Here is a 23,163-nt window from a genome sequence, read left to right as displayed (position 1 = left end):
ACCCTCCGGTTAAGCCCGAAAATATTTGAAATTCGTCGAAAGCCCGTGCGCATACAACGCGATGCAGCCTTGCAAGGGTTCATTGCGAGGGTTCAATCTAACCAATTCGTGATCTACATTACCGTCATGGACGACCAGACCGACCAGATTCGGAAGCCCCGCGCCGATGCCGTGCGCAATCGCGAGCGCGTGCTCGAGGCGGCGAAAATCGTGTTCAACGCGGGCGGTCCCGAGGCGAGCCTGGAAGCCGTCGCCAAACGCGCCGGCGTCGGCATCGGCACGCTCTATCGGCATTTTCCAACTCGCGAGGATTTGTTCGAGGCGGTGTACCGGCGCGAGGTCGAGCAGCTCAGCGAGCTTGCCGAGCAATTGAAGAACGCCAAGGACCCGGTCGATGCGCTGCGGCGCTGGCTGCGCTCCAACGTCGAATTCGTTGCCACAAAAAAGGGCATGTCGGCCGCGCTGGCGCTGACGTTCCAGAGCTCATCGGAACTCGCGGCGTTCTCGATGGACCGGCTGACCAAGGCGATCGGCTCGCTGCTCGACCGCGCAGTCGCGGCCGGCCAGATGCGCGGCGACGTCAGCCCGGAGGATCTGCTCAGGGCACTGGTCGGCATGTGTTACATGCACGACCAGCCCGGTTGGCAATCCTCGGTGCTGCGCATGCTCGACGTGTTCGTGGACGGGCTGCGGGTGCAGCCGGCCGGCAAGTCCGGCACCAAGACCAAGGCGCGCGCCGCCAAGCCCGCAAAGCCCGCGGTGAAACGGAAGCGATAGCGCGCCGTATTTCCCTGAGGGCGTGCTAGGATTGGCATCGCCGGGATTTCAACACGGAGCCTGTCATGCGCATCGCCGCCTTGCTCGTCGCCCTTATGATTACCCTTGGTGCCGCTCCAGCATGCGCCGCCGACGTCACTGCGGCACAGGGCGTCATCCGTGCCCAGGAGCAGGCCTTTGCGCGCGACGATGCGGCCGCGGCCTATTCCCACGCCGCGCCGGCGATCAGGGAAATCTTCCCCGCACCCGACATCTTCATGTCCATGGTGCAAAACGGCTACGCGCCGGTCTACCGGCACAGGAGCTTTGAGTTTGGCGAGAGCAGGAGCGAAGGCAACTGGATCTCCCAGCACGTCCACATCGTCGATGCCAATGGCGAAGCCTGGGAGGCGCTGTACACGCTCGAGCAGCAGGCGGACGGCAGCTACAAGATCACCGGCTGCTCGTTGCTGAAGGTGGGGCGAGAAGTTTAGGTCGCAAAACCCGGCCCCGTCTTGACCGCATTCATCCGCGACCGGATCAACAGCGTCAGCACGATGCCGACATTGAGGGCATTCCACGCCACCCCGTTCGCGAACGCCGCGGCGTAGGAGCCCGTCGCGTCGAAGATGACGCCCGACACCCAGCCGCCGAAGGACATGCCGAACACCGAGGCGAAGATCACGATGCCGACGCGGGTTGCCGCCTCGCTCGCCGGCATCGCCTCGCGCACGATGATGGCGTAGCTCGGCACGATGCCGCCCTGAAACAGGCCGAACATCGCGGAGATCAGATAGAGCGAAGTCAGGCTGTCGAAGAACAGATAGAACACCAGCGCAAAGCCCTGCGCCAGCGATCCGACCAGCAGCGTGCGGATGCCGCCGATCTTGTCGGCAAGGTAACCCGAGCCGATGCGGCTGACGATGCCGCAGGCCATCATCAGCGACAGCATCTCGGCGCCGCGCGCCACGCCGTAACCGAGATCGCCGCAATAGGCGACGATGTGCACCTGCGGCATCGCCATGGCGACGCAGCAGGCGATGCTGGCGATCGAGAGCAGCACGGTCAGCGTATTGGTCGAAAGCTTGAGATCGACCTGCGGCGGGCGCGCATTGGCGTGATTGCGACCTTGTCGTCGCCCATCTGTGCGCGCAGGACCAGCACCAGGATCGTCATCAAGACCACGCAAACGAGGGCGATGCCGATATGCGTGGTGCGCCAGCCGATCGTCTGCATGCCCTCGCTGATGAGCGGCGGCCACATCGTGCCCGCGACGTAATTGCCGCTCGCGACGATGGTCACGGCAAGTCCGCGATAGCGCTCGAACCAGTGCGAGGCCTCCGCCATCAGCGGCGCGAAGGTCGCCGAGGTGCCGAGCCCGATCAGGAAATAGGCCGCGACGAACTGCCAGAGCTGGGTCGAGAGCCCCGCCAGCACATTGGCAACGCCGATGAAGGCGATGCTGATTGCCATCGCCGGCACGATGCCGAACTTGTCGGTGATCTTGCCGGCGATTACGCCGCCGAGGCCGAAGCCGAACATCATCAGTGTGAAGGCAAGCGAGACCGCTGCGCGCGTGGCGGCGAACTCGGTCTGCACGACGGGAATCACCACGACGACCGCCCACATGCCGACGCCGCCGATCGAACCGATCAGCAGCGCAAGCAACAGCCGCACCCAAGCCTGACGCGAATCAGGGGTGAATGAGGCCGGTCTCTGTCCTGGAAGATTTGGCGCGTGCACGGGCCGGACCATGTTCGCTGATCGCCGCGCGGTCAAGCAACGTGCCGCGATATTGGGCATGCGCGGTGCACTGCGGTAAGAAGATGCTTGGCGAAGCCGCGCTTTGCCATTAGTTTGCAATCTGCGTGTGCAACATTGCCGCGCGAGGAGCCTGTCGGCGGAATGCTGTTGCGATTGACGCGATCGATGCGGATCAGGGTGGGGCGGATCATCGCCCTCGCCTATCTGTTCTGCGTGCTCGCGCCGGCAGCAGCCCTCGCCTGGGGCAGCGGCCCGGCGCCGTGCCTCGACGACGCGCTCCTCGCCGATCTCGTGCCGGTGCATCACCAGATGCAGGTCGGCCACGTGCATGACGGTGTGTCGCATGACCACGCAGGCATGCACGCGCATCACCAGGCTGCCGCACAGGATGCGCCCGCCCAACATCACCATGACGGCAAGGCTGGCCCGTGCTGCGCGATGATGTGCGTGAGCGCGCTGCCGGCCGACCTGCCCGGCGTCGCCAAGCCGCTGCAGCCGATTTCCGCCTGCGCGCCCGAGATCGTGGTCAGCCTGCACAGCGCGGCGCCGCCTCAGCACTACCGCCCTCCCATCGCCTGATCTGACGCGACGACGTCAGGGCCGCACGCGCATCCGCGCGCGCGAACCTGTGGTCTCTACGACAGATCAGGGATGACTCATGCTTACGCTTTCCGGGGCGAAGTTCGCCGCCGCATCCGCGGCGCGTGGACGACACTTTCGATTCAATTGGCCGCTGCTGGCCGCAACCGCGTTGATATTGTCCGGCTGCATGCCGGCAACTGTGCCCGTGGCCGGCGCCGATCCGGCCGATCCGGCGGTGAAGCTCGCGCGCGTCGGCTATCGCTCGACGATTGCGCCCTACACCAGCCTGCGACCTGCGACGACGGGGCCATGGCGCGACCGCAACGACGCTGTCGCCCCGCAGCCGAAGCAAGACCGGTAGGGGCGCGCCATGACGCATCATTTTGCGCGGGGCCTGCTCGTGCTCACTGCGCTGGGACTCTCCGGCTGCATGGCATTCTCGCCGGACGGAGGCATGACGACGGTCTCGGACCTCACCAGCCAGACCATCAACAAGGACGTCGCCTTCGTGCGAACGGCCGAAGGCGCGGAGGCCGTCAACGCGACCGTCCGCCGCTTGCTGGCGCGCACGCTGACCACCGAGACGGCCGTGCAGATCGCGCTGCTCAACAACAAGGGACTGCAAGCGACCTATAACGAGCTGGCGCTGGCCGAGACCGAGTTGGTCGAGCAGAGCCTGCCGCCCAATCCTGTGTTTTCGATCTCGCGCATCGCAGGCAATGGCGCGAGCGAGATAGAGCGTCAGGTGGTTGGCGACATCCTCGCGCTGGCCACCCTGCCGTTCCGCTCCGACATCGCCCGCGACCGTTTCCGTCAGGCGCAATTGCGCGCGGCGTTGGCGACGCTGCGGCTGGCCGCAGATGTTCGGCGCGCCTATATCCGTGCGGTCGCCGGCAACGAAATGGTGGCGCTGCTCACCGACGCGAAGGCGACGGCGGAATCGACGGCGCAGCTCGCGGTCAAACTCGGCGAGACCGGCTCGATCAACAAGCTCGACCAGGCCCGCGAGCAGGTGTTTTATGCCGAGACCACGGCCGACCTCGCCACCGCGCGGCAGGCGGCAACGAGCGCGCGCGAAAGGCTCGCGCGCCTGATGGGGCTGTGGGACGGCGGCCTCGACTTCCGTCTGCCCGATCAATTGCCGCCGCTGCCGCGCCGGCCGCAGGCACTGCCCTCGATCGAGGCTGATGCTGTTGCCCATCGCATCGATCTACAGATCGCGCGGCTGGAGCTGACGGCGCTGGCAAAGTCGCTCAACCTCACCGAGGCGACGCGCTTTGTCACGCTGCTCGACCTCGCCGGCATCTCCCGCCGCACCCAGGATCCCGAGGGCCCGCCGTTCCGCGAACGCGGTTTCGATGTGCAGTTCCAGATCCCGATCTTCGACGGCGGCGAGGTGCGGGTGCGGCAGGCGGCGGAGACCTACAATCTCGCCTTCAACCGCCTGACCGAGCGCGCCGTCAACGTCCGCTCGGAGGCGCGCGATGCTTATCGCGTCTATCGCTCGACCTACGACATCGCCAGCCACTATCAGCGCGAAATCCTCCCCTTGCGAAAAATCATCACGGAGGAGATGCAGCTGCGCTTCTCCAGCATGCAGGTCGATATTTTCGCGCTGCTCACCGAAGCGCGGCAGCGCCTAGCGTCGCTGCGCGGCGCGATCGATGCCAAGCAAAAATTCTTCCTCGCCCAGTCCGACCTCCAGGCCGCCGTCAACGGCGGCAGCGCACCTGCGTCGGGCGGCGACACTTCAACCACCATCGCCGCGGCAGCGCCTGCCGATGGCGGTCATTGAGATGGAGGCCAACATGTATTCCCGCCGAGGATTTCTGGGCACCGCCGCGCTTGCCAGCGCGTCGGCCATCAGCGGCCGTGTGCAGGCCGCGTCCATTCCGGAAGCGCCTCACATGGATAAGGTGGTGATGCAGCCGCCGCTGCATCCGATCGGCGGCCCGGACTATCGCCCTGTGGTCACGCTGAACGGCTGGTCACTGCCGTTCCGCATGAACGGCGACTGGAAGGAATTCCATCTCGTCGCCGAACCCGTGGTGCGGGAATTCGCCGAGGGCATGAAAGTGAATCTGTGGGGCTATAACGGCCAGTCGCCGGGCCCGACCATCGAGGCGGTCGAAGGCGACAAGGTCCGCGTCTTCGTCACCAACAGACTGCCCGAATACACCACCGTGCACTGGCACGGCATGATCATTCCCAGCGGCATGGACGGTGTCGGCGGACTGACGCAGCCGCACATCCAGCCGGGAAAGACCTTCGTCTACGAGTTCGAGATGAAGAAGAGCGGGACCTTCATGTACCACCCGCATTCCGACGAGATGGTGCAGATGGCGATGGGCATGATGGGCATGGTCGTCGTGCATCCCCGCGATCAAAGCTTCCGGCCCGTCGACCGCGACTTCGTCTTCGTGATGAGCACCTATCGCGTCGATCCCGGCACATACCTGCCGCAGGTCAACGAGATGACCGACTTCAACATGTGGACCTGGAATTCGCGGGTGTTTCCCGGCATCGATCCCTTGCCGGTCAGGCTCGGCGACAAGGTGCGCGTGCGCATCGGCAATCTCAGCATGACCAACCATCCGATTCATCTGCACGGCCACAGCTTTGCGGTGACCTGCACCGATGGCGGCTGGATTCCGGAGAGCGCGCAATATCCGGAGACGACCACCGACGTGCCGGTCGGCGCGGTGCGCGTGTTCGACGTGCTTGCCGACAATCCCGGCGACTGGGCGTTCCATTGCCACAAGTCGCACCACACCATGAACGCGATGGGGCACGAGGTGCGCAATCTGATCGGCGTGTCGCGCAAGGATCTCGCCAAGGCCGTCGGCAAGCTCGCACCTGACAGCATGGCCATGGGCTCGACCGGCATGGCGATGGGCAACATGGAGATGCCCGCGCCCGACAACACGCTGCCGATGATGACCGGCACCGGTCAGTTCGGGCCGATCGAGATGGGCGGCATGTTCACGGTGATGAAGATCCGCGAGGACCTCGCGCGCGACGATTATCGCGATCCCGGCCCCTACCGATTCCCGCAAGGCACCGTCGCCTACGAGGTCACGCCGCCGTCCGCCGAGCCGGCGCGGCAGCAAGGCGCGCCGATGAAGAACATGAAGATGTGAGCGTTTCGATGAACCACCACCAACTGGAGAACAAGATGAAGAAGACGATCGAACTCGGACTTGCGCTGGCCGCGCTTTCGACCGCGGCGGCATTTGCCCACGACCAGCACGGGCATGGGACCTTTTCGGCCGGCGAGCCCGGCGATCCCAGGAAGCCCGCGCGCACGATCGAGGTCCTGCTGAACGAGATGGACTACGCGCCCGCCAGGATCGAGGTCAAACGCGGCGAGCAGATTCGTTTCGTGCTGCGCAATGTCGGCAAGGAGGACCACGAATTCCTGCTCGCCACCACGAAGGAGAATCTCGCGCATGCCGTGGAGATGAAGAAGCATCCGCATATGGAGCACGACGATCCCAATGGCGTCAGGCTCGCACCGAACAAGACGGCCGAGATCCTCTGGAAGTTCAGCAAGGCCGGCACGTTCGAATTCTCCTGCCTGATTCCCGACCATCGCGACTACGGCATGGTCGGCCACGTCACCGTGAAGTAACGAGGAAGACGCCCATGAACCGCACCATCCGTATCGCCGCAGCGCTGGCGCTGACCGTCGGTCTTGCCGCGGAGGCCTTCGCAGCCCAGGGCGCCGCGATCAGCGGCGAGGTCAAGAAGATCGACGAGGGCGCCGGCAAGATCACGCTCAAGCACGGACCGGCGAAAAGCCTCGGCATGGATGAGCCCATGACCATGGTCTATCGCGTCAAGGACCCCGCTTTGCTCAAGCAGGTGAAGGTCGGCGACAAGGTGACCTTCGAGGCCGAGGAGGCCGCTTCGGGGTATACGGTGACGACGATGCAGAAGGCGAAATAGGGCTACGTCCTCCGCAGCTGATTTCGGCGCCAAACGCTTCCACAATGTCATGGCCGGGCTCGTCCCGGCCATCCACGGCTTGGGCGCGACATGAAGAACGTGGGGATGCCCGGGCCTTCGCCGCGCCGAAGCGGCTTCGGCCGCGCAGGCGGGACAAGCCCGGGCATGACGACTTCGTCCCTGCCAGGTGCCCGAAACACCCCGGTCTGACCTCCTGCCGCACCCTCCGTTAACCCTTTGCTAACCATACACCCGGCAAGAATTGCCGGGTGAAGTCGAGTGTCGTCAGCCGCGTAGAACGGGAGGTCCCCCGTGGACGCCAGTGCGGTGCCTCACTTTCGAAACGGCGGCCCTTCGGCCGCCGCGCAGACATTTGGGGCGCGCGGACGGCAGTCGCGCGGGGGAGCAGCTACCATGGTCGACGTCACCGCGGGACAGGGCGTAGGCAGCACGAACGCCGGCTTCCCGACCCTTACCGAGATCGGCAACATCCTCAAGCGCGGCGATATCGCGCTGGCGCTCGGCGTCCTCACCATCCTGGTGGTGCTGATCCTCCCCCTGCCCGCGATCGTGCTGGACCTGTTCCTGGCGATCTCGATCACGCTCTCGATCCTGATCCTGATGACGTCGCTGTTCATCCAGGCGCCGCTGGAATTCTCCGCCTTCCCGACCGTCCTCTTGATCTCGACCATGCTGCGGCTGTCGCTGAACATGGCCTCGACCCGCCTGATCCTGTCGCACGGGCACGAGGGCACGGATGCCGCCGGTCACGTCATCGAAGCCTTCGGCAGCTTCGTGATGGGCGGCAATTTCGTCATCGGTATCATCGTCTTCGCCATCCTGATCATCGTCAACTTCGTCGTCATCACCAAGGGTTCGGGCCGTATCGCCGAAGTCGCCGCCCGCTTCCACCTCGACGCCATGCCCGGCAAGCAGATGGCGATCGACGCTGATCTCTCCGCCGGCCTGATCGACGAGAAGGTCGCCAAGCAGCGGCGCAAGGATCTGGAGGACGAGAGCGGCTTCTTCGGCGCCATGGACGGTGCCTCCAAATTCGTCCGCGGCGATGCCATCGCGGGCCTTTTGATCGTCTTCATCAACATCGTCGGCGGCATGATCATCGGTGTCGCGCAGCAAGGCCTCTCCTTCGCCGATGCCGGGCGCAGCTACACGCTGCTGACCGTCGGTGACGGCCTCGTCACCCAGGTGCCGGCGCTGATCGTTTCGACCGCGGCCGGCCTGCTCGTCTCCAAGGCCGGCGTGTCCGGCGCCGCCGACAAGGCGCTGATGAAACAGTTCTCCGGCTATCCGCAGGCGCTGGCGATGTCCGCGGCGGTCATGCTGGTGCTGGCGGCGCTGCCGGGTATCCCGACCATCCCCTTCCTGGCGCTCGGCGGCGGCGCCGGTGCGCTCGCCTGGCACGCCCGCAACCGCAACCGGGCGACTGCCAGGGCTGACGAAGTTGCAAAGACCGCACTCGCTCCGGGAACGCCGGGTTCACCTGGCGCCGCTGCGGCCGAAGAGCCGATCTCCGCCGCGCTCAAGATCGACGATCTCAAGATCGAGCTCGGCTATGCGCTACTGCCGCTCGTCAACGGCCCTGATGGCACCGACCGCCTCACCGAGCAGATCAAGGCGCTGCGCCGTTCACTCGCCATCGAGATGGGCTTCGTGATGCCCGCTGTGCGTATCCTCGACAACGTCCAGCTCGAAGCCAACACCTACATCATCAAGATCAAGGAGGTCGACGCCGGCACCGGCAAGATCTGGCCGAACCAGTTCATGGTCATGGACCCCGGCGGCAGCCAGGTGCAGGTGCCCGGCATCCACACCACCGAGCCGACCTTCGGTCTGCCCGCAACCTGGGTCGATGCCAGCCTCAAGGAAGAAGCCTCGCTCAAGGGCTACACCGTCGTCGACGCCGCGACCGTGCTCTCGACCCACCTCACCGAGCTGCTCAAGGCCAACATGTCGGACCTGCTCTCCTACGGCGAGGTGCAGAAGCTGCTCAAGGAGCTGCCGAAGGAGCAGGGCGAGCTGGTCAAGGACATCGTGCCGGGCCAGGTCACGGTCTCCGGCATCCAGCGCGTGCTGCAGCTGCTGCTCGCCGAGCGCATCTCGATCCGCGACCTCTCGACCATCCTGGAAGGCATCGCCGACTCGCTCGCCTTCTCGCGCAATCCCGCGACCATGGTCGAGCACGTCCGCGCCCGCCTCGCGCGGCAGATCTGCGCGCAAAACACCTCCTACAGCGGTTATCTGCCGCTAATCGCTCTGTCGGCGCGGTGGGAACAGGCCTTCGCCGAATCCATCATCGGCCAGGGCGAGGAACGCAGCCTCGCGATGCAGCCCTCGAAGCTGTCGGAATTCATGACCGGCGTGCGCGAGGCCTTCGAGCGCGCCGCGCGCGAAGGCGAGGCGCCGGTGCTGGTCACGTCTGCGGCAATTCGTCCCTTCGTACGCTCCCTCGTCGAGCGGTTCCGGGCCCAGACGACGGTGCTGTCGCAGGCTGAAATCCACCCCAGGGCGAGATTGAAAACGGTCGGAAGCATCTGATTTGCCTTAAGAAGCCGTATGTTTTTCGGCCACAGGCAAATGGTTTTTGAGTTCCTGGCGCCTTGTCGACCAAATGCAAACAAGGCGCCTCGCAAGCACATTACACCTTTGAAATAATTATATAATCGCACGATTGAGGGGTCGCTTTCGATCGCGATCTTTCACGTCCTGTCACGCTCTTGTGATCGCCCCTTGGGAACGAATCCCCCCAATACTAGGTTGTTGGTGACCGGAAGCATGAACCTCCCCCAACAGGGTAGCGACTACTTCGGGTAGATGGCGGCAGGAGCCTTCCATGAACCACTCGATTTACAGCGCCGATCGCTCGACCCACTTGAAAATCGTGGTCGTAGCCCTCGTCGCCGGCATCGCGGTGGCAGGCTTCGGCATCACGGCGGCGCGCACGGGTTCGGACGAAGGCCTGACCCAGACCGCCCGCGTCATCAAGGCCGGCAAGCCGGTTGTTATCACCAGCTCGAACGCATCCCTCGTTCGATAAGGAGATTTGACGAGTTTTGTGAATTCACGCGGCTCTTTACCAGCCCCCCAAAGTCGCCACGTGGATATGTAGACGACCCCAACCCCAAGTCGACTACGGAAAGCGCCCGCCCCCACGGGCGCTTTCTCATGTCTGGGGTATGTTTTCACTGCGGACGTAGCGTGGGACGTCGCCCCGAACACCACTGGATTCCCCGCGAAAGCGGGGAATCCAGTACGCCGCAGCTTCTCCGTATCCCACTGCCGTCTCGGGAATACTGGATCGTCCGCCTTCGCGGACGATGACACCGAGTGTTTGGCGCTACCGTGCCCCAGCTACCGCGCCCCATAAGTCGGCGGCGGCGCCTGCACGGTCGGCGCTGCGGCAGCGAAGAGCTCGTCCTTGCTACCGGTGAGCGGCGGGTAGATGCGCTTGCAGTTGATGGTCTGCTTGGTCGCCTTTGCGGCCGCGCCAGTGGTGCGAACCTCGCGATCCCACCCTTCGGTATAGAGCGCGCCCCAGCCGCCGAGGTCGAGCACGGTCACGTACCAGTCGATGCGCAGCGGCAGCATCGGCAGGCCCGCCAGATCGGCTACGACGTTGTGACCGGCGAAGCGGCCCATGGGACGGGCGAACTGGCAGGACATCACCGTCGGGTGCAGTCCGTCGACCACGCTCGAGGCGACATCGCCGGCGGCGAACACGCCCGGCACATCGGCCACCCGCATGAAAGGATCGACCAGCAGACGGCCGAGGCGATCGCGCGCGCCCACGAAGCTCTCGGCCAGCCGGCTCGCGCGCATCCCGGCGCACCAGATCACCGTCTGCGCCGGGATGAATTCGCCTGAGCTCAGGTGCATGCCGGCGGCCTCGACGGACACGACGCGCACGCCAAGCCGCGTCTCGACGTCGAGCGAGGCCAATGCCGTCTCGATGACGGGACGCGCATGCGCGCCGATGGTGGCGCCGACCGCAGGGTTGGGATCGACCAGGACGATGCGGCGGCTGCCGGTGATGCCGGCGCGCGCCAGCCTGTCCGGCATCTCGGCCGCCACCTCGATGCCGGTGAATCCGGCGCCGACCACCACGACCGTCGAGCGCCCCGGCGAGGGCGCGCCGTGTCCGAGCGAGACGAGATGATTTTCGAGGATGAGCGCGGCGGCATAGGTATCGACGTCGAAAGCATGCTCGGCAAGGCCGGGGATGGCGGGACGCATCACTTCGCTGCCGAGCGCCAGCACCAGGCGGTCGTAGCTCAGCGTCTCCTCGCCGCCGCTCGTGACGAGCGAAATCTCGCGCCGTGACGGGTCGATGGCTTCGACCTCGCCAATGCCATGAGTGACGCCGATCGGATCGAGCAGTTGCGGCAACGGCAGCGCGACCTCGCTGAGGTCGGCCTCGTAATTGCGCACCCGGATGTTGTGATAGGGATTGCGATCGACGACACGGATCTCGACGTCACGGCCGGCCGCGCCGATCTCGTCGCGCTTGCGCGCGGCGCCGATGGCCGCCCATAGACCTGCAAACCCGGCGCCGAGCACGACGATACGCGCCATGTCCGATTACTGCTTTGTCCAAGAATTCCGGCGGTCTGCCCGCGCAGGCAGATATAGCTCATTTGCCCGGATCGACCAACCGCGGCGTCGCCGCTCCGCCGCATAAAATCGCGGCTCAGGCCTCGCGCAGCTCCGATGGCGTCGCGCCAAAACGCTTGCGGAAGGCGCGGTTGAAATAGGACAGGTCGGAGAAGCCCGAGGAATGCGCGATGTCGCTGATCTTGCGCGCCCTCGCGCGGGGATCGCCGAGCAGCTTGCGTGCCAGCAACAGGCGCTGCTCCAGCACGAATTCGGTGAAGGTCGTGCCGGCCTGCTCGAACAAGCGTTGCGCCTGGCGCGGGCTGAGCCCTGAGCGCGTCGCGATCTCGGACAGACAGAGATCGTTGCGGCCGAGCGCGGCCATCACGTCGGCACGCATGAGATCGAGACGGGCCGCCGCATGTCCGCGACCGCGCGCAAGGCTTGCATGCTCCGCATCGGTGCCGAGCAGCAGGCCGACGAGATCGATCACGTGCTGCGCGGTCAGGCGCTGGCCGACGGCGTCGAGATGCGGCGCGTGATTGGCGGCGAGTGCGTGGTAGCGGAAGATCGTCTCGGCCACCGCGCCATCCGAGAGCACTTGCGACAGCTTGTCCTCGGCACGCGGATTGATGTCGAGCAGCGCGCGGCGCGGCATGCGGATGCTGGTGAAGCGATCTTCCTGGGTGTGGCCGACGGTGCCGGTGACGCCCATGTCGACGAGCACCATCTGCGCGGGCGCAAGTTCGACGGTGTGGCCGTTCTGCCCGACGCAGACGAGACCCGCATGCGCGGCGATCAGGACGAGATCGTCGCTGCCGTCGGCAAGATGGCTCTGCGTCCGCGAATATTGCGCGGAGGCACCTTCGGGAATGGCCAAAGCGATATTGTCGACCACGCTGACCTGGAGCCGGCAATCGATGCTGTCGCCATGGCTCGGCCCGACGTCGAGGCCGCAGGGACCGAAGGCCCGCTCGCGCCAATGTTCGAAGGCCGGACCATGCGGAAGGCCCGCATATTGGTGGACGAAGATGCCCGGCGTCCTAGCTGCATCCATCTGACTTCTAGCCCCTTTTCCGGCGCCATGATGTGCGGCGCCGACTGCAAATTCCGGGCATTTGACGCCGTGGATTGCGGGGAGGTTCAACGCGGGAGTGGATTCGGCGGGACTTGTCGGGTTGCGACGGCTGGACGGACCTTGGCGACGGTCGAGCGCCGTGTAGCCCGGGTTGCGCTGCGCTCCATTCGGGCTACGGCGCCACGACACCTACTTCTTCGCGGGCGCCTGCGGTTGAGACGGCGGCACGGTCTCGATCAGCTTGCCGGAAAACACCGGAGCCGAGGTCGGCTGGCCGTTGGGCGAGCCGCCGGCCTGCTCGACCGTGACGGCGTAGGTCGCACCGTTGACGACCTCGGGATCGAAGGAGCCGAGCACCGGGCGCGCGGTGAAATCGCCCGCGCCGATCACGCCGAGCGAGCGCGGACGCGGCAGCTTGTCGGAGATCAGCCAGAGCTCGAAGCTCTTGCCGGCCTCCGGAGTCGCGCCGACCTTGCGCACGGTGAAATTCCGCGTCGCGCCGTCGATGGTGAGGATGAAGGCGGGACCGCCGCCCTGGCCCTGCAACAGCGCGACATATTGCGCAGCAGCCGTGAGCGGCGCCGGTGTCTTCACTTCCACCGTCTGGATGCGCGGCGCCGGACGCAAGCCGCCCGGCAGCGCATCGGGCTGGAAGATCTGAAGCGATAGCGTCACCAGCAGTGCCGCCGCAAGCGCGCCCACCGCGGAGGCGATGGTGCGCCAGCGTTTCACGCGGCTCTCAAGCCGGATGACGTTGCTGTTGTCGGCGACCGGCGCCGGCGGCGCGCGCGCGACGTCAGGATCGGGCGCATGGACCTGCGGCATGAATATCGGCGCGATGTCGGGAAGCGCATCGGGTGCCGGCCGCGCCGTCCCGGGCTGCTCTGCTTCGGAAGGCTGCAGCTCCGGTTGCGGCGCGACGTCCGGTGCCAGCTCGGGCGGTGCAGCTTCGATCGAGGAGGACTCCGGCACAGGTGGTGGCGGCGGCGAAGCTTCCGGCGCAGGCGTCTCCTGCGCAAAGTCCGTCCGCGCAAGCTCGGACCGGATGTTCTCCCACACGATCGGACGCGGCTCGACCGAGCCGACCATCTGGTTGAGGACGCCGAGCCGGTAAGCCCAGGCCTGCACGACATCGGCGAACGCCTTGTCCACGGCCATCATGGTCTCGACCTGCGCGCGCTCACTGGCGTCGAGCGTACCGAGCGCATATTCCGCGGCGAGCGCGATATGGTCCTCCGTGTAGGCCATCACTTGCAGTCCAGAACCACCCTCACAATGCGAGCCCTCATAGTCCGAGGCACTCGCGGATATCCAACATGCTGCGCCGGAGCCACGTCTTCACCGTATTGACGGGCGCGGCGAATTTTTCCGCCAATTGCTCGCGGCTCCAGCCGTTGTAATAGGCGAGAAGCACGAGCCTCTGACGATCCGGCTCGAGCCGGCCGATGCATTCCAGGAGCCGCTTCAACTCCTCGGTCATCTCCCTCCGCGCCAGCGGATCGGGGCTGTCGGCAGCGACTTCCATCGCCTGCGGCTCTTCCTCGATGGAGACTTCCGTCTTCTTGCGCACGATGTCGATGGCGCGGTTGCGCGCGATCGATGCCATCCATGTGATCGGCGACGACAAGGCCGGATTGAACTGGCCGGCGCCGTTCCAGATCTTGACGTAGGTCTCCTGAATGACCTCCTCTGCGAGATCCTGTCGGCGCAAGATACGGAGCACGACGCCATAGAGTTTCGCGCGCGTGGCGACGTAGAGGCGCTCGAACGCGGCCTGATCGCCCCTGGCGACCTCCCCAATCAGCCCGACCAGCTCTGCTGGCGTCAGCATTCAGCCCCCCACGCACGGCCTGTCGCGTTCGGCGCAGGCCCTGGCACTCCGCTACCATAGCGCGCGGCAAAGCCCATCACCAAGGGGCGGCGCGCCACACTGTGGATAGCAAACGCAAAACCCGGACCTTGCGGGTCCGGGTTCGACGAATTCTCGGCTGTTGGACCGCTGGCTGCGCCGTCAGGCGACGGCGCCGATGCGGGCGCGCATCAGGCCGATGCTGTCGAGGTCGGCCTGCTCGCGGGCGTTTTCTTCGGCGCGCTCGCGGGCCTGGTCACGCTCGTCGAGGAGCTCGACCTTCTTCAGTTCCTCGAAGGCTTCGGCCAGCGCGGCCTTGGCTTCGTCGAGCTGGCCCTTCAGTTCGTCGGCCGAGCGGGTCAGGTTCTCACGGCGCTGAATCGCGGCCTTGGCATAGGTCGGATAAGCGAAGTGCGAGGGATCGTTGATCCCGGCACGCTCCTGCTCGGTCGTGATCTCGCGTTCAAGATCGGTCGACATCCGCTGGAAGTCGGCGATCATGGTCTCGATCTGGGTGACCCGGCGGCGCTTCTCGTCGACCTGAAATTTCTTCAGGCGGATGAGGGTATCACGTGACTTCATCGACTCATACTCCCCAGAAGTCCCCTGGCTGCACGTGGGACGTCACCGGTCTCCCCACAGGCCCGATTGGGCCAAGACCGGCTCTGCTACTCTGTGAGAGCGGATAATGACCTGACAAAGTTAGCGTTCCGTTTCCAAATCACCGAGGATTTGCGCCAACTGGCGGTAGCCGTCCGCCAGTGATGCATTTTCGTCCTTGCGCTGCCGCAGGAACGCCTCCAGCGGCTCGTGCAGCCGGATCGCCTCGTCCACCTCGGGGCTGGAGCCGGCCCGGTAGGCCCCGAGCCGGATCAATTCCTCCATGTCGGCATAGGTCGCCATCACCTGGCGGGCCCGCTGGATGGTCGGCCAGAACTGCGGATCGGCCGATTTCGGCATGGTTCGGGAGACGGATTTGAGGATGTTGATGGCGGGGTAACGGCCGCGCTCTGCGATCGAGCGCTGCATCACGATATGGCCGTCGAGGATGCCGCGGACGGCATCCGCGATCGGCTCGTTATGGTCGTCGCCGTCGACCAGCACCGTGAAGATCGCGGTGATCGCGCCCTCACCCAGGCCCGGCCCTGCGCGCTCCAGAAGCTTCGGCAGTTCGGTGAACACGGTCGGCGTATAGCCCTTGGCGGTCGGCGGCTCGCCGGCGGACAGGCCGATCTCGCGCTGGGCCATGGCAAAGCGCGTCACCGAGTCCATCAGGCAGAGCACGTCCTTGTCCTCGTCGCGGAAATATTCGGCCACCGCGAGCGTCAGATAGGCGGCCTGGCGCCGCATCAGCGCCGGCTCGTCCGAGGTTGCGACCACCACGACCGAGCGCGCCAGGCCCTCCTCGCCGAGGTCGTCCTGCAAAAATTCCTGGACCTCGCGGCCGCGTTCGCCGATCAGCCCGATGACGCTGACCGCGGCATCGACGTTGCGCGCGAGCATCGACAGCAGCACCGATTTGCCGACGCCGGACCCTGCGAAAATGCCCATGCGCTGGCCGCGGCAGCAGGTGAGGAACGTGTTCATCGCGCGCACGCCGAGATCGAGCGGGGCGCCGACGCGTTTGCGCGAATGCGCCGGCGGCGGCGAATTGCGGTATGGCATCGGCGCCGGGCCCTGCGGCAATGGCCCCTTGCCGTCGATCGGCTCGCCCAGCGCGTTGACGACGCGGCCGAGCCAGGCCGATGACGGACGCACTTGATTGGCGGCATTGGCGATGACGGCCTTGCAGCCGCGGCGCACGCCGTCCAGGCCGGCGAACGGCATCACGACAGCGTTGTTGCCGGAGAAGCCGATCACCTCGCAGGGAATGGAACGGTTCGCGCCGGTCTCGATCACGAGCCGCGCACCGACCGACATCGCGTGAATGGGTCCGGCCACTTCGACCATCAGGCCGCGAACGCCGACCACGCGGCCATAGATGTTGACGCCGTCGATGTCGCCGATCTGTTCGGCAAGAGCCTTCATCAGGGGCGCGCCTTTAATAAGAGGACCTTCATAAGGTGATCGCCTCCGATCCCGGGCTTCATGGCGAAAGACTTAAGTTTCGCCATATTTCTGAACGGCGCTTAACTTCGTGTTTACCCGCATCGTTAATCATTGCGTCACTGTCTTTGTGACTGAGCGTGACTCCCCTTCAGAAGAAGGCTGAGTCGCGGGAGTCGGTTAGGCCCGTCTCTTAAAGTGGAACTTGAACGGTACGGGGTGACGAAAGCTGCTTCGCGCGCAAGACCTTAGGGCGATTCGACAAAAATTGCACCGGGGGGACTTGCGTTCCAGAATCAGAGTTTGTTAACCATCTGTTGTCAGGATCCGAATCAGTTGTTCAAAGGCGTTTTGTTGAGTGCCGCGAATGCGGCCGACCTGACGCCCAGGAGCGGCGACTATGGGGAACTGGCATGCGCGTTTTGCTGATTGAAGATGACAGCGCCGTCGCGCAGTCGATCGAGCTGATGCTGAAGTCTGAGAGCTTCAACGTCTACACGACCGATTTGGGGGAAGAAGGCGTCGATCTCGGTAAGTTATACGATTACGACATTATTCTTCTCGACCTCAATCTGCCCGACATGTCCGGTTACGACGTGCTCAAGCAGCTTCGGGTCTCCAAGATCAAGACACCGATTCTGATCCTCTCCGGCCTCGCCGGCATCGAGGACAAGGTCAAGGGTCTCGGCGTCGGCGCCGACGACTACATGACCAAGCCCTTCCACAAGGACGAGCTGGTAGCCCGGATCCACGCGATCGTGCGCCGCTCCAAGGGTCACGCCCAGTCGGTCATCCAGACCGGCGACCTCGTCGTCAACCTCGACACCAAGACCGTGGAAGTCGGCGGCCAGCGCGTGCATCTGACCGGCAAGGAATACCAGATGCTGGAGCTCCTCTCGCTCCGCAAGGGTACGACCCTCACCAAGGAAATGTTCCTCAACCATCTCTATGGCGGCATGGACGAGCCCGAGCTGAAGATCATCGACGTCTTCATCTGCAAGCTCCGCAAGAAGCTCGCCAACGCTTCCGAGGGCCGCAACTTCATCGAGACCGTGTGGGGCCGCGGCTATGTGCTGCGCGAGCCGCACGAGCACGAAGAGCGCATTCCCGCCTGATCCCTAAGTTTACGCCGCGAGCCCCCGGGGCTCGCTCCTCCCAGCCTGGACCCCGCCGCAAATGGCGGGGTTTTGTTTTTTGGGGACGCCAACGCGGCCTCATCGTCCTTGCGCCATTGAACCGCTATCCTCCCCCCGCCGACGAATGGTCGCTGCACGATGGGGGAACGATGATCCTGCAATCACTGGCCGGCCTGCCCGCCTTCCTGGTCTATTTCTGCACCGGCCTGATCGCGATCGTGGCGTATCTGTTCGTCTACACCCGCATCACCCCGCACAATGAGTTCCAGCTCATCCGCGACAACGAGCCGGCCGCCGCGATCGCGCTCGGCCTCAGCCTGCTCGGCTTCGTGGCGCCACTGGTCAGCGCGATCGCGCATTCGGCCAATGTGCTGGACTGCCTGATCTGGGCGGTCATCGCCCTGATCGTCCAGATTATCGTGCTCTTCCTGGTGAAGGTCCCGGTGCCGAACCTGTCGGCACGGATTGCCGCAGGCGAGCTTGCGCCGGCGATCTGGCTCGGGCTGTCCTCCCTCGCGGCGGGCCTGTTGAACGCCGCCTGCATGATCTACTGACATGGCCAAACCCTCCAAAAAGGAGTTCGGCAAGCGCCGGCCGGCGCCCGCGGCGCCGCCATCGGGGCCGCCGGTGAAGCGCTCCGGCCATGTCGCGCTACTGGTGATGGGCACGATCGCGGTCGGCACCACCGCCTACACGCTGATGCCACGGCAGCACTGCGAGCCCTCGCCAGGAGCCGTGCCGGGCCAGACGACCACGACGTGCAGCAGTAGCAGCAGTTCATCGGGCGGCAGCAGCTCGCGCTGGTCGTCGCGGTCAAGCTTCTTCAGCAGCGATTCCTCGAGCCATTCCCGGAACCTCTTCGGACTCAGGCTCCAGCAGCGTGAGCCGTGGCGGCTTCGGCTCGTTCGGCCATGGCTTCTCGGGCGGCGGCTAACGCATGATCCGGAAAAGCGGCCACCGGTTTTCCCTCGCGACAAACGCGGAACGCGTTTGCGCGGAGATCATGCGCAGGAAATAACATGCGACGCATCGTCTGCCCCGAGCGCGACGACTGGCGGCAGACCGCCGAACAATGCGGCTTCGCCTTCCACACCATCGACGGCGAACGCTATTGGGACGAGAGCGCCTATTACGCCTTCACGCTCGACGAGATCGAGCGCGGCATCGAGGCGCCGACAGCCGAGATCGACGCGATGTGCATCGAGCTTGCCGGCCGCGTGATCGGTGACGAGCGCTATCTGCGACGCCTGAAGATTCCGGAGGCGTTCTGGAGCTTGATCGCCGAGAGCTGGGAGCGCGACGACCGCAGCCTCTATGGCCGGCTCGATCTGAAGTTCGACGGACAGTCGCCTGCAAAGCTGCTCGAATACAACGCGGATACGCCGACCTCGATCTTCGAGGCCGCGGTGTTTCAATGGACCTGGCTCGAACAGGCGATCGAACGCCGCATCATTCCGGCGCGCGCCGACCAGTTCAACTCCATCCACGAGCGGCTGATCGCGGCGTGGAAGGAGATTGCCGCAGGCCGCCATGTCCATCTCACCGGCACCACCGGCAACGAGGAAGACGCCGGCACACTCGCTTATCTCGAGGACACCGCGCGCCAGGCGGGGCTCTCGACCAGGATGCTCGACATCGAGGAGATCGGCTGGCGCGACGAGCCTGGCGGCTTCGTCGATCTCGACGACGGCGACATCGCGTTCGCCTTCAAGCTCTATCCCTGGGAATGGATGTTCCACGACGCCTTCGGCGCCAAGCTGATGAGCGCGCCGACACGCTGGATCGAGCCGCCGTGGAAGGCGGTGCTCTCCAACAAGGGCATTTTGCCGCTGCTCTGGGAGATGTTTCCGAACCATCCCAATCTGCTGCCGGCCTTCTTCGAGGACGACGCGCGGGCAGCCGAGCTCGGCAGCTCCTACGTCCGCAAGCCGCTGCTGTCGCGCGAAGGCGCCAATGTCACGCTGGTGTCCGGAGGCACGCCGCTCGACGAGCAGGCAGGACCTTACGGCGCAGAAGGCTTCGTGCGGCAGGCATTGTCACCGCTGCCGAATTTCTCGGGCTTCTATGTGGTGGTGGGAAGCTGGCTGGTGAACCACGAGCCGTGCGGCCTGTCGATCCGCGAGGATGAGAGCCCGATCACGGGCAACCGCTCGCGGTTTCTGCCGCATGCGATTTTGTAGAGTCTCGTCATTCCGGGGCGCGACGTAGTCGCGAGCCCGGAATCCATAACCACAGGCAGATGAAAGAGGCCGGCTCTGTCAGCCTGCCTGTTACGATTGCCTGTGGTTATGGATTCCGGGCTCGGCGCTGACGCGCCGCCCCGGAATGACAGAAACGGAGATCACCTCGCCGCTGCGATTTTCAGCGGCTGCGGCATCAATCCGCCCATCGGACGGCCGGAGCGCGCGGGGTTGAGCTGATAGAGACCGCGGCGCTCGGTGATCGGGCGGAACGCGTCGGTGATGCCGACGACGGATTCGGCGGCGCCAAGCAGCAGCGTGCCGTCGGCTTCCAGTCCCTTCGCCATGCGTTCGAAAATCACGGCCTTGGTGTCCTGGTCGAAATAGATCAGGACGTTGCGGCAGAAGATCACGTCGAACGTGCCGAGATGGGAGAAGTCCTGCAACAGATTGAGCTGACGGAACTGCACCATCGCGCGAATGTCGGCATTGAGCTGCCAGAGCTCGCCGACTTGCGTGAAGTATTTCATCAGGTGCTGGATCGGCAGGCCGCGCTGCACCTCGAACTGGCTGTAGATGCCAGCCCTGGATTTCTCCAGCACCTCCTGCGACAGATCGGTGGCGACGATCTCGATGCGCCAGCCGGCGAAGGCCGCGCCCATCTCCTTAAGGCACATCGCGATCGAATAGGGCTCCTGCCCGGTCGACGAGGCCGCCGACCAGATGCGGAGCGACCTGCGCGCCGCGCGCGCCTGGAGCAGGCCCGGCAGGATGGTGTCGCGCAGATGATCGAACGGGATCTTGTCGCGGTAGAAGAAGGTCTCGTTAGTGGTCATCGCTTCGACCACGTCGGTCGCAAGCCGGCCGTCGCCGTTCCTGATCTTCAGCACGAGATCGGGAATCCCGGGCAAGCTCGCCTTGCGGGCAAGCGGCAGCAGCCGGCTCTCGACGAGATACTGCTTGTCGGCGGAGAGATCGAGGCCAGAGCGCTCTTTCAGGAACTTGCGCAGATATTCGTAGTCGACCGGCGTCACGAGCGGTCTCCCGCGAACAGGCGGTTGACCTTGGCGCCGATCTGGTTGAGCGGCAGGATCGCCGCGCAGATGCCGGCATTGGCGGCCGCGCCCGGCATGCCCCAGACCACGCTGGAGGCTTCGTCCTGCGCGATCACGTTGCCGCCGGCGGCGACGATGTCCTTGCCGCCACGCATGCCGTCCGAGCCCATGCCCGTCAGGATCACCGAGAGGATGTTGCCGTGCCAGATGTCGATGGCGGAGGTGAACAGCGGATCGACCGCGGGCTTGCAGAAATTGACGGCGGGACCGTCGTCGAGCGCGATCGCCGTGTCCGCGCCACTGCGCACGACACGCATGTGCTTGCCGCCGGGCGCGAGGTAGATCCGTCCCGGCTTCACCGGCTCGCCGTCGACCGCCTCGGCCGCCGGCTTGCGACTCGCGCGCGCCAGGTGCTCGGCGAGAATGGTGGTAAAGGTCGGCGGCATGTGCTGGGTGATCAGCACCGGGAAGCGGTCGATCACCGGGCCGAGCTCGGTGACCAGCGCCATCAGCGCCTGCGGACCGCCGGTCGAGGAGCCGATCAGCAGCACCTTCGGTGCGTGGGCCGAGAACGGGCGCGTGGACAGTACCCCAGACGACGGCGCATGCAGAGCCGGTGCGGGCGCGGCGGGCCGCACGACAGCCGGTGCACGTGCAGCCGGGGTCGCGGGCGCCAGCGGCGGGCTCGCGACTGCGGGCCTGCGGCGTAGCCGCGCGCCGAGATGACGGATCTTCTGGATCAAATCGTGATGAAAGATGTCCGCGGCCGACGCTTCGCGCGTCGACTCCGGCTTCGGAATGTAGTCGGCCGCACCGAGCGACAGCGCCTTGAAGCTGATCTCCGCGTTACGGCGGGTCAGCGTCGAGGCCATGATGATGACGAGATCGCGCTTCTTCGCCAGCAGTTGCGGCAGCGCCGAGATGCCGTCGAGCTCGGGCATTTCGATGTCGAGCACGGCAACGTCGGGATTGATGCGTTCGAGCTGGTTGACCGCCTCGAGCCCGGTGCGCAGCGAGGCCGCGACCTCCATGTCATGCTCGGCACCGATCCAGCGCGAGATCAGACCGCGTATGACGACCGAGTCGTCGACGACCATCACCCGCAGCGGCCCGGCGTCGCGCGACGGACCCGTGGTCGAATTACCTGCGAACGCAACACTCATTACTCACCAACTCAGACTGAAACGGTTCAGTTGAAACAATCGCCGAAGGATCCGTTCAGCCTCCGGATGTTCGCTCAGATAAGTCCGACTTCCTGAAATTTCGCCGTCACGATGTCCTTGTCGAAGGGCTTCATGATGTATTCGTTGGCGCCGGCGTGCAGCGCACGGGCGATGTGCGCGACGTCGTTCTCAGTGGTGCAGAACACCACCTTGGGCTGGTCACCGCCGGGCATCCGCCGGAGATGGCCAAGGAATTCGTAGCCGTCCATGACCGGCATGTTCCAGTCGAGCAGCACGGCATCGGGCAAGCCGCGCTTGCAGGCCTCCAGTGCCTTCTCACCATCCTCGGCTTCGAGAATCTGGAAGTCGAGGCCCTCCAGGATCCGGCGCGCAACCTTGCGGATGACGCTGGAATCATCAACGACGAGACAAGTGCGCATGTGAACCTCTGCTTCCTACCCCCTTGTGGGGGTACTTCCAATTGCGAGTCCGTCGGCGGCGATGCCGCCGTATCAGGCCGCCATCATCTCGGGCGCGAGCTCGAGGACGCGATCGACGTCGAGGACGACCATGAGCTGGCCGTCGAGGCGGTGGACGCCGCCGGCGAGCTTGGCCATGCGGGGATCGAGGTTGACGGGGTTCTCTCCCATGCCGGCCTCGGCAAGGCGCAGCACTTCGCCGATCTGGTCGATCAGGAGGCCGTAGGATTCACCGCGCAGGTCGACGCCGACCGCCATCGGGGCCTTGCCGTCCTCGGGCTTGGGCAGGCCGAGCCGGGCGCGCATGTCGACCACGGTGACGATGCGGCCGCGCAGGTTCAGCACCCCCGCGATCTCGCGCGAGGACAGGGGAACGCGGGTGACGCGCTCGGGCATGAACACGTCCTGGACCCGGGAGATCGGCAGGCCGAACAGCTGGCCGCCGATCATCGCGGTGACGTATTCGACCATGGCGCCTTCGCCGATCTGCGTCTTCTTGTTGCTCATAGCGGTATCTCC

General features: G+C 65.2%; 23 protein-coding genes and 2 pseudogenes. 14 read left to right on the top strand and 11 right to left on the bottom strand.

Translation table 11 applies throughout. The features are described from left to right. The first annotated feature begins 126 nt into the window (after nucleotides 1–126). Together J4G43_RS11525 and J4G43_RS11520 are read left to right on the top strand one after the other, a co-directional pair. Complete coding sequence (locus J4G43_RS11525) at nucleotides 127–777, top strand: TetR/AcrR family transcriptional regulator (protein ID WP_187388096.1); 651 nt, start codon at nucleotides 127–129, stop codon at nucleotides 775–777. A gap of 65 nt (nucleotides 778–842) precedes the next feature. Next, nucleotides 843–1,250: a DUF4864 domain-containing protein gene (locus J4G43_RS11520; protein WP_208084860.1), complete on the top strand. Its 408-nt coding sequence runs from the start codon at nucleotides 843–845 to the stop codon at nucleotides 1,248–1,250. On the opposite strand, the pseudogene J4G43_RS11515 reads toward J4G43_RS11520, so the two are convergent. Continuing rightward, nucleotides 1,247–2,511, bottom strand: a pseudogene (locus J4G43_RS11515) (MFS transporter). The gene J4G43_RS11520 and the pseudogene J4G43_RS11515 sit on opposite strands and share 4 nt — an antisense overlap. A gap of 150 nt (nucleotides 2,512–2,661) precedes the next feature. On the opposite strand from J4G43_RS11515, the gene J4G43_RS11510 reads away from it, so the two are divergent. The 8 genes from J4G43_RS11510 to J4G43_RS11475 all read left to right on the top strand — a co-directional run bounded on the left by J4G43_RS11510 (nucleotide 2,662) and on the right by J4G43_RS11475 (nucleotide 10,105). Then, nucleotides 2,662–3,099, top strand: a complete 438-nt coding sequence (locus J4G43_RS11510; protein WP_208084859.1) for a hypothetical protein — start codon at nucleotides 2,662–2,664, stop codon at nucleotides 3,097–3,099. A 79-nt stretch (nucleotides 3,100–3,178) separates the two neighbouring features. Continuing rightward, nucleotides 3,179–3,463, top strand: a complete 285-nt coding sequence (locus tag J4G43_RS11505) for a hypothetical protein (RefSeq protein ID WP_208084858.1) — start codon at nucleotides 3,179–3,181, stop codon at nucleotides 3,461–3,463. 9 nt (nucleotides 3,464–3,472) lie between these two features. After that, entirely contained in the window at nucleotides 3,473–4,897 is a 1,425-nt protein-coding gene (locus J4G43_RS11500; protein ID WP_208084857.1) for a TolC family protein, read from the top strand. A 13-nt stretch (nucleotides 4,898–4,910) separates the two neighbouring features. Further along, complete coding sequence (locus J4G43_RS11495) at nucleotides 4,911–6,242, top strand: copper oxidase (RefSeq protein ID WP_208084856.1); 1,332 nt, start codon at nucleotides 4,911–4,913, stop codon at nucleotides 6,240–6,242. Between the two features lie 35 nt (nucleotides 6,243–6,277). Beyond that, on the top strand, nucleotides 6,278–6,733 hold the full coding sequence (locus tag J4G43_RS11490) for a cupredoxin domain-containing protein (protein ID WP_208084855.1): 456 nt from the start codon (nucleotides 6,278–6,280) through the stop codon (nucleotides 6,731–6,733). A 14-nt stretch (nucleotides 6,734–6,747) separates the two neighbouring features. Continuing rightward, a complete protein-coding gene (locus J4G43_RS11485; protein ID WP_028158911.1) occupies nucleotides 6,748–7,050 on the top strand; it encodes a copper-binding protein in 303 nt (100 codons plus the stop codon). Between the two features lie 414 nt (nucleotides 7,051–7,464). Then, nucleotides 7,465–9,606 (top strand): flagellar biosynthesis protein FlhA, encoded by a 2,142-nt coding sequence (gene flhA, locus J4G43_RS11480; protein WP_208084854.1) that lies wholly within the window; start codon nucleotides 7,465–7,467, stop codon nucleotides 9,604–9,606. Between the two features lie 295 nt (nucleotides 9,607–9,901). Next, the gene (locus tag J4G43_RS11475) at nucleotides 9,902–10,105 is read left to right on the top strand and encodes a hypothetical protein (protein WP_014497685.1); all 204 of its coding nucleotides are present in this window, start codon (nucleotides 9,902–9,904) and stop codon (nucleotides 10,103–10,105) included. Nucleotides 10,106–10,419: 314 nt separating this feature from the next. On the opposite strand, the gene J4G43_RS11470 is transcribed toward J4G43_RS11475, so the two are convergent. The 6 genes from J4G43_RS11470 to fliI form a co-directional block, all read right to left on the bottom strand. Continuing rightward, nucleotides 10,420–11,640 (bottom strand): NAD(P)/FAD-dependent oxidoreductase, encoded by a 1,221-nt coding sequence (locus J4G43_RS11470; protein WP_208084853.1) that lies wholly within the window; start codon nucleotides 11,638–11,640, stop codon nucleotides 10,420–10,422. Between the two features lie 115 nt (nucleotides 11,641–11,755). Continuing rightward, nucleotides 11,756–12,715 carry a helix-turn-helix transcriptional regulator gene (locus J4G43_RS11465; protein WP_208084852.1) on the bottom strand — a complete coding sequence of 320 codons (960 nt, stop codon included), beginning with the start codon at nucleotides 12,713–12,715 and terminating at the stop codon, nucleotides 11,756–11,758. 210 nt (nucleotides 12,716–12,925) lie between these two features. Next, a complete protein-coding gene (locus J4G43_RS11460) occupies nucleotides 12,926–13,984 on the bottom strand; it encodes an anti-sigma factor (protein ID WP_208084851.1) in 1,059 nt (352 codons plus the stop codon). 37 nt (nucleotides 13,985–14,021) lie between these two features. Continuing rightward, complete coding sequence (locus J4G43_RS11455; RefSeq protein ID WP_041955015.1) at nucleotides 14,022–14,567, bottom strand: sigma-70 family RNA polymerase sigma factor; 546 nt, start codon at nucleotides 14,565–14,567, stop codon at nucleotides 14,022–14,024. Nucleotides 14,568–14,747: 180 nt separating this feature from the next. Further along, nucleotides 14,748–15,167, bottom strand: coding sequence for a flagellar export protein FliJ (gene fliJ / locus J4G43_RS11450; RefSeq protein ID WP_008138882.1), 420 nt, complete (start codon nucleotides 15,165–15,167; stop codon nucleotides 14,748–14,750). Between the two features lie 120 nt (nucleotides 15,168–15,287). After that, complete coding sequence (fliI, locus tag J4G43_RS11445) at nucleotides 15,288–16,613, bottom strand: flagellar protein export ATPase FliI (RefSeq protein ID WP_038936482.1); 1,326 nt, start codon at nucleotides 16,611–16,613, stop codon at nucleotides 15,288–15,290. Between the two features lie 431 nt (nucleotides 16,614–17,044). Between fliI and ctrA the strand changes: the two genes are divergently transcribed. The 4 genes and pseudogenes from ctrA to J4G43_RS11425 all read left to right on the top strand — a co-directional run bounded on the left by ctrA (nucleotide 17,045) and on the right by J4G43_RS11425 (nucleotide 19,947). Next, nucleotides 17,045–17,746 carry a response regulator transcription factor CtrA gene (gene ctrA / locus J4G43_RS11440; RefSeq protein ID WP_008138878.1) on the top strand — a complete coding sequence of 234 codons (702 nt, stop codon included), beginning with the start codon at nucleotides 17,045–17,047 and terminating at the stop codon, nucleotides 17,744–17,746. A gap of 170 nt (nucleotides 17,747–17,916) precedes the next feature. Next, nucleotides 17,917–18,321, top strand: a complete 405-nt coding sequence (locus tag J4G43_RS11435) for a DUF350 domain-containing protein (RefSeq protein ID WP_014497691.1) — start codon at nucleotides 17,917–17,919, stop codon at nucleotides 18,319–18,321. Between the two features lies 1 nt (nucleotide 18,322). Beyond that, nucleotides 18,323–18,701 (top strand): annotated as a pseudogene (locus J4G43_RS11430) (hypothetical protein). A gap of 85 nt (nucleotides 18,702–18,786) precedes the next feature. Further along, entirely contained in the window at nucleotides 18,787–19,947 is a 1,161-nt protein-coding gene (locus J4G43_RS11425; RefSeq protein ID WP_208084850.1) for a glutathionylspermidine synthase family protein, read from the top strand. Between the two features lie 161 nt (nucleotides 19,948–20,108). Here J4G43_RS11425 and J4G43_RS11420 read toward each other — a convergent pair whose 3' ends face one another. The 4 genes from J4G43_RS11420 to J4G43_RS11405 form a co-directional block, all read right to left on the bottom strand. Beyond that, the gene (locus J4G43_RS11420) at nucleotides 20,109–20,981 is read right to left on the bottom strand and encodes a CheR family methyltransferase (RefSeq protein WP_208084849.1); all 873 of its coding nucleotides are present in this window, start codon (nucleotides 20,979–20,981) and stop codon (nucleotides 20,109–20,111) included. Further along, nucleotides 20,978–22,165 (bottom strand): protein-glutamate methylesterase/protein-glutamine glutaminase, encoded by a 1,188-nt coding sequence (locus J4G43_RS11415; protein ID WP_208084848.1) that lies wholly within the window; start codon nucleotides 22,163–22,165, stop codon nucleotides 20,978–20,980. Before J4G43_RS11415 ends, J4G43_RS11420 begins: the two co-directional genes overlap by 4 nt. A gap of 74 nt (nucleotides 22,166–22,239) precedes the next feature. Continuing rightward, nucleotides 22,240–22,605, bottom strand: coding sequence for a response regulator (locus tag J4G43_RS11410; protein ID WP_007600538.1), 366 nt, complete (start codon nucleotides 22,603–22,605; stop codon nucleotides 22,240–22,242). A gap of 72 nt (nucleotides 22,606–22,677) precedes the next feature. Further along, nucleotides 22,678–23,151, bottom strand: coding sequence for a chemotaxis protein CheW (locus J4G43_RS11405; protein WP_208084847.1), 474 nt, complete (start codon nucleotides 23,149–23,151; stop codon nucleotides 22,678–22,680). Between the last annotated feature and the right edge of the window lie 12 nt (nucleotides 23,152–23,163).

The organism is Bradyrhizobium barranii subsp. barranii (assembly GCF_017565645.3).
Lineage (GTDB): Bacteria > Pseudomonadota > Alphaproteobacteria > Rhizobiales > Xanthobacteraceae > Bradyrhizobium > Bradyrhizobium barranii.
The sequence above is the reverse complement of the archived record's forward strand: the minus strand, read 5'-3'. Positions and strand labels throughout refer to the sequence as shown.

What these genes read in the sequence shown, in the direction of transcription:
- ctrA (WP_008138878.1), top strand. Translation starts at nt 17,045, where the DNA reads ATGCGCGTTTTGCTGATTGAAGATGACAGCGCCGTCGCGCAGTCGATC.
- flhA (WP_208084854.1), top strand. Translation starts at nt 7,465, where the DNA reads ATGGTCGACGTCACCGCGGGACAGGGCGTAGGCAGCACGAACGCCGGC.
- J4G43_RS11525 (WP_187388096.1), top strand. Translation starts at nt 127, where the DNA reads ATGGACGACCAGACCGACCAGATTCGGAAGCCCCGCGCCGATGCCGTG.
- J4G43_RS11475 (WP_014497685.1), top strand. Translation starts at nt 9,902, where the DNA reads ATGAACCACTCGATTTACAGCGCCGATCGCTCGACCCACTTGAAAATC.
- J4G43_RS11470 (WP_208084853.1), bottom strand. Translation starts at nt 11,640, where the DNA reads ATGGCGCGTATCGTCGTGCTCGGCGCCGGGTTTGCAGGTCTATGGGCG.
- J4G43_RS11505 (WP_208084858.1), top strand. Translation starts at nt 3,179, where the DNA reads ATGCTTACGCTTTCCGGGGCGAAGTTCGCCGCCGCATCCGCGGCGCGT.
- J4G43_RS11425 (WP_208084850.1), top strand. Translation starts at nt 18,787, where the DNA reads ATGCGACGCATCGTCTGCCCCGAGCGCGACGACTGGCGGCAGACCGCC.
- J4G43_RS11435 (WP_014497691.1), top strand. Translation starts at nt 17,917, where the DNA reads ATGATCCTGCAATCACTGGCCGGCCTGCCCGCCTTCCTGGTCTATTTC.
- fliJ (WP_008138882.1), bottom strand. Translation starts at nt 15,167, where the DNA reads ATGAAGTCACGTGATACCCTCATCCGCCTGAAGAAATTTCAGGTCGAC.
- J4G43_RS11415 (WP_208084848.1), bottom strand. Translation starts at nt 22,165, where the DNA reads ATGAGTGTTGCGTTCGCAGGTAATTCGACCACGGGTCCGTCGCGCGAC.
- J4G43_RS11405 (WP_208084847.1), bottom strand. Translation starts at nt 23,151, where the DNA reads ATGAGCAACAAGAAGACGCAGATCGGCGAAGGCGCCATGGTCGAATAC.
- J4G43_RS11510 (WP_208084859.1), top strand. Translation starts at nt 2,662, where the DNA reads ATGCTGTTGCGATTGACGCGATCGATGCGGATCAGGGTGGGGCGGATC.
- J4G43_RS11500 (WP_208084857.1), top strand. Translation starts at nt 3,473, where the DNA reads ATGACGCATCATTTTGCGCGGGGCCTGCTCGTGCTCACTGCGCTGGGA.
- J4G43_RS11465 (WP_208084852.1), bottom strand. Translation starts at nt 12,715, where the DNA reads ATGGATGCAGCTAGGACGCCGGGCATCTTCGTCCACCAATATGCGGGC.
- J4G43_RS11455 (WP_041955015.1), bottom strand. Translation starts at nt 14,567, where the DNA reads ATGCTGACGCCAGCAGAGCTGGTCGGGCTGATTGGGGAGGTCGCCAGG.
- J4G43_RS11490 (WP_208084855.1), top strand. Translation starts at nt 6,278, where the DNA reads ATGAAGAAGACGATCGAACTCGGACTTGCGCTGGCCGCGCTTTCGACC.
- J4G43_RS11520 (WP_208084860.1), top strand. Translation starts at nt 843, where the DNA reads ATGCGCATCGCCGCCTTGCTCGTCGCCCTTATGATTACCCTTGGTGCC.
- J4G43_RS11410 (WP_007600538.1), bottom strand. Translation starts at nt 22,605, where the DNA reads ATGCGCACTTGTCTCGTCGTTGATGATTCCAGCGTCATCCGCAAGGTT.
- J4G43_RS11460 (WP_208084851.1), bottom strand. Translation starts at nt 13,984, where the DNA reads ATGGCCTACACGGAGGACCATATCGCGCTCGCCGCGGAATATGCGCTC.
- fliI (WP_038936482.1), bottom strand. Translation starts at nt 16,613, where the DNA reads ATGAAGGCTCTTGCCGAACAGATCGGCGACATCGACGGCGTCAACATC.
- J4G43_RS11485 (WP_028158911.1), top strand. Translation starts at nt 6,748, where the DNA reads ATGAACCGCACCATCCGTATCGCCGCAGCGCTGGCGCTGACCGTCGGT.
- J4G43_RS11495 (WP_208084856.1), top strand. Translation starts at nt 4,911, where the DNA reads ATGTATTCCCGCCGAGGATTTCTGGGCACCGCCGCGCTTGCCAGCGCG.